A 4300-nucleotide genomic window follows, 5' to 3' on the forward strand; every position below is an offset into this window, starting at 1 on the left:
GACAGTGACCTTATGGCCCTGGCCGATCAGCTTCTTGATGGTTTCCGGGGTTGCAGCAACCCGTGTTTCACCGGTCTGGGTTTCGAGAGGAACACCAATGTGCACGTCAAATCTCCTGCGTGATCTTATTGAGTAAACCCATGCACTACGGATGGTGCGGCTGGGGCGGCCGATCAGCACGATCCCGCCAAATCAGGGCGGGGCGCGGCATTTTGCAGGCGAACTTTGTGCCCTTCAAGGGATTATGACGGGTGACGGAAAATTAACTACAAGTCACCCCGTGACCGAATGTCGCAACCAGCCGGCTCTATCCCTTGCAGACCGTGCTTTGCAAGGATTCTGGCCGAAATTGAAGAATTTACACATCGGCCGTATGAATGATGCGGCATCGCTTCGAAATAGTGGCGCAAAGCCGCGTGGTCAGGCGCTTGTGGAACGTTTGTACAGCTTCTCGATACAGTTTGCTGGCATGCGACAAATACGTACATCTGTAGGGCTTTATATTTGCTGACTACGGGGTCAAGTAGCGCTGTGAGGCCTTTATCCTTCTAGGCTGTAGCTGTGTGCCTGATTTACCAACCAGTCACGAAATGCCCTCAAAGACGCGGATTCAACCTTTCGCTCAGGAATCATCAGGTAGTAAGCCTTGATGCTGGACAATGCTTGCGGGTTGGCGATCACCAAGCGTTTCTCCTTCAGCTCCCTTTGAATCAAAAACGGCGGAATCAGGGCAATGCCCATGTCGTGCATGGCCGCCTGCGCGAGCATGGAGAATAGCTCGTAGCGAGGGCCTGTCATGTCTCGCGGGACATTCAGGTGTTGGGAATCGAACCATTGGCGCCAGGCATAGGGGCGGGTTGTTTGTTGCAGTAGAGGCAAGTCGGCGATTTCGCCGGGCGTCAGACTGGTCTTGTTTCCGAGCAGGTTGGGGCTGCAAACGGGCATCGGGTTTTCACCCATCAGCCTGTGGGACTCTGTACCCGACCAATCCGCATCACCGAAGTAGATGGCGGCATCAAAATCAGTGTCGGCAAACAGGAACGGCCGCGTGCGGTTGGTCAGGTTGACCGTCACTTCCGGGTGCTTTTGCTGGAAGTCCTTGAGACGCGGCAGCAGCCATTGGGTGCCGAAGGTCGGGACCACCGCCAATTCGATCACGTTGGCGCCCTGCTGGCCCATCACCGACAGGGTGTCCCGTTCGACCGCATCGAGTTGTGTGGCAACCCGACGGCTGTAGGAAAGCCCGGCCTCCGTCAGCTTCACTCCACGCCGCGAGCGTCGGAACAGTTCCACGCTGAGGAACTCTTCAAGGCTGGCGATCTGTCGGCAAATCGCTCCTTGGGTCAGCGAAAGTTCCTGGGCGGCCTTGGTGAAGCTCTCATGGCGCGCTGCAGCCTCGAAGCTGATCAGGGCAGTGGTGCTGGGTATTTTTCTGCGCATGTACGTCAACCTCACTAATGCATCGCATAAACGCTCTTTTGCGATGTTTCGGAGTGAGAAATTAGCACAACAGTATGCAAAATCCTCGTTTGTCGTGGCGCCGATCCGGGCCTAGGATCAGTCCACGTTATTTGACCCGATTCGAGAGGACACACTCATGGGCGGTAAAGCTAGCTTCAACTGGATCGATCCCCTGCTGCTGGATCAACAGCTCACTGAAGAAGAACGCATGATTCGCGACACGGCTGCGCAGTTTGCTCAGCAGAGCCTTGCGCCGCGCATTCTTGAAGCTTTCCGTCATGAGAAGACCGATCCGGCGATCTTCCGCGAAATGGGCGAGATCGGTCTGTTGGGCGCAACCATTCCCGAACAGTACGGTGGCAGTGGCCTGAACTACGTCAGCTATGGCCTGATCGCCCGTGAAGTCGAGCGTATCGACTCCGGCTATCGCTCGATGATGAGCGTGCAGTCCTCGCTGGTGATGGTGCCAATCAATGAATTCGGTACCGAAGCGCAGAAGCAGAAGTACCTGCCGAAACTGGCGTCGGGCGAGTGGATCGGCTGCTTCGGCCTGACCGAGCCTAACCACGGCTCCGACCCGGGCGCGATGATCTCTCGTGCGCGCAAAGTGGAAGGTGGCTACAGCCTCACCGGCAACAAGATGTGGATCACCAACAGTCCGATCGCCGATGTGTTCGTGGTCTGGGCCAAGGACGATGCCGGCGACATCCGCGGCTTCGTTCTGGAGAAGGGCTGGAAAGGTCTGAGCGCTCCGGCGATTCACGGCAAGGTGGGCCTGCGCGCATCGATCACCGGTGAAATCGTGATGGACAACGTGTTCGTGCCGGAAGAGAACATCTTCCCGGATGTCCGTGGCCTGAAAGGTCCTTTCACTTGCCTCAACTCGGCACGCTACGGTATCTCCTGGGGTGCGCTGGGTGCGGCCGAGTTCTGCTGGCACACCGCTCGCCAGTACACCCTGGATCGTCAACAGTTCGGTCGCCCGCTGGCCGCTACCCAGTTGATCCAGAAGAAGCTGGCCGACATGCAGACTGAAATCACCATGGCGCTGCAAGGCTGCCTGCGTCTGGGTCGCATGAAGGATGAAGGCACCGCGGCGGTCGAAATCACTTCGATGATGAAGCGCAACTCTTGCGGCAAGTCCCTGGACATCGCGCGCATGGCTCGCGATATGTTGGGCGGCAACGGCATCTCCGATGAGTTTGGTGTCGCGCGTCACCTGGTCAACCTGGAAGTGGTGAACACCTATGAAGGTACACACGACGTCCATGCACTGATCCTCGGTCGTGCGCAAACCGGCCTCCAGGCGTTCTATTAACAGGAGGACGTCCATGGGCGCGCTATCGCATCTACGGGTACTGGATTTATCGCGGGTGCTGGCCGGACCTTGGGCCGGGCAGATCCTGGCCGACCTTGGCGCCGAAGTGATCAAGGTCGAACGTCCGGGCAACGGCGATGACACGCGCGCCTGGGGGCCGCCGTTCCTTAAGGACGCTTATGGTGAGAACACCAGCGAGGCCGCCTATTACTTGTCGGCCAATCGCAACAAGCAATCGGTCACCATCGACTTCACACGCCCTGAAGGGCAGAAGCTGGTGCGAGAGCTGGCGGCCAAGTCGGACATCCTGATTGAGAACTTCAAGGTCGGTGGTCTGGCGGCTTATGGCCTGGACTATGAATCGCTAAAGGCGATCAATCCGGATCTGATCTATTGCTCGATCACCGGATTCGGCCAGACCGGTCCTTATGCCAAGCGTGCGGGTTATGACTTCATGATCCAGGGGCTCGGCGGCCTCATGAGCCTGACGGGGCGACCTGAAGGCGAAGAAGGCGCGGGGCCGGTAAAGGTTGGCGTGGCGCTGACGGATATCCTGACCGGGCTGTATTCGACCGTCGCGATCCTGGCAGCGCTTGCGCATCGGGATCACGATGGCGGTGGTCAGCATATCGATATGGCTCTGCTGGACGTGCAGGTGGCTTGTCTGGCCAACCAGGCCATGAACTACCTGACGACAGGCAATGCGCCTAAACGCCTGGGAAATGCTCATCCGAACATCGTGCCCTATCAGGATTTTCCTACGGCGGATGGCGATTTCATCCTTACCGTCGGGAACGATGGGCAGTTCCGCAAGTTCGCGGAAGTGGCCGGGCAGCCGCAGTGGGCGGACGATCCGCGTTTTGCCACCAACAAGCTGCGGGTGGCAAACAGGGCTGTACTGATTCCGCTGATCCGCCAGGCGACGGTGTTCAAGACGACCACTGAGTGGGTGGCGCAGTTGGAGCAGGCTGGCGTGCCATGCGGGCCTATCAATGACGTGGCGCAGATGTTTGCCGATCCTCAGGTCAAGGCGCGTGGGTTGGCTATCGAGCTGCCGCATGCGCTGGCCGGGATGGTGCCTCAGGTGGCGAGCCCGATTCGACTGTCGGAGACGCCGGTGGAGTACCGTTTTGCGCCTCCTTTGCTGGGTGAGCACACGTTCGAGGTTTTGCAGCGGGTGTTGGGCCTGGATGCGGGGGCGGTGTCCGCATTCAAGGCTTCGGGCGTTCTCTGATAGGTCTCTTCTATATAGAGGGGAGTTTCGGCTCCTCTATATAGGCCTCCCTTTGGGGTGTTTTGCTGCATTCTGCAGGTTATTGATAGAAAACTTGAATCAGTGCTTGACGGCAGATTCCAGATCTCTATAATTCGCCCCACTTCCGGCGCAGTCGAAGCGGAAAACTCCTTGGCAAACAATGAGTTACGCAGTTTTCGGCAGCAAGTTGCTTCAGGTCATCGAAGCCAAAAGGAAGTTGAAAAAGAGGTGTTGACAGCAGCGTGTAACGCTGTAGAATTCGCCTC

The 4300-nt window shown here is 57.9% G+C and carries 4 protein-coding genes; 2 read left to right on the forward strand and 2 right to left on the reverse strand.

What is annotated here, in order from left to right; all coding sequences use genetic code 11:
* The coding region (locus tag KW849_RS30865) for a hypothetical protein (RefSeq protein ID WP_218433886.1) at positions 1-105 on the reverse strand (105 nt) is incomplete at its 3' end.
* A 435-nt stretch (positions 106-540) separates the two neighbouring features.
* Entirely contained in the window at positions 541-1440 is a 900-nt protein-coding gene (locus KW849_RS30870) for a LysR family transcriptional regulator (protein WP_218433883.1), read from the reverse strand.
* A gap of 157 nt (positions 1441-1597) precedes the next feature.
* Here KW849_RS30870 and KW849_RS30875 point away from each other — a divergent pair, with 157 nt between their 5' ends.
* Complete coding sequence (locus KW849_RS30875) at positions 1598-2779, forward strand: acyl-CoA dehydrogenase (RefSeq protein ID WP_218433884.1); 1182 nt, start codon at positions 1598-1600, stop codon at positions 2777-2779.
* A 13-nt stretch (positions 2780-2792) separates the two neighbouring features.
* On the forward strand, positions 2793-4013 hold the full coding sequence (locus KW849_RS30880) for a CaiB/BaiF CoA-transferase family protein (protein WP_218433885.1): 1221 nt from the start codon (positions 2793-2795) through the stop codon (positions 4011-4013).
* Positions 4014-4300: the final 287 nt, after the last annotated feature.

Origin of the sequence: Pseudomonas sp. PDM26 (assembly GCF_019219185.1) — a bacterium.
Classification (GTDB): Bacteria; Pseudomonadota; Gammaproteobacteria; order Pseudomonadales; family Pseudomonadaceae; genus Aquipseudomonas.

Bases quoted from the DNA above. Each gene is read 5' to 3' on its own strand.
- KW849_RS30875 (WP_218433884.1), top strand. From the start codon at position 1,598: ATGGGCGGTAAAGCTAGCTTCAACTGGATCGATCCCCTGCTGCTGGAT.
- KW849_RS30880 (WP_218433885.1), top strand. From the start codon at position 2,793: ATGGGCGCGCTATCGCATCTACGGGTACTGGATTTATCGCGGGTGCTG.
- KW849_RS30870 (WP_218433883.1), bottom strand. From the start codon at position 1,440: ATGCGCAGAAAAATACCCAGCACCACTGCCCTGATCAGCTTCGAGGCT.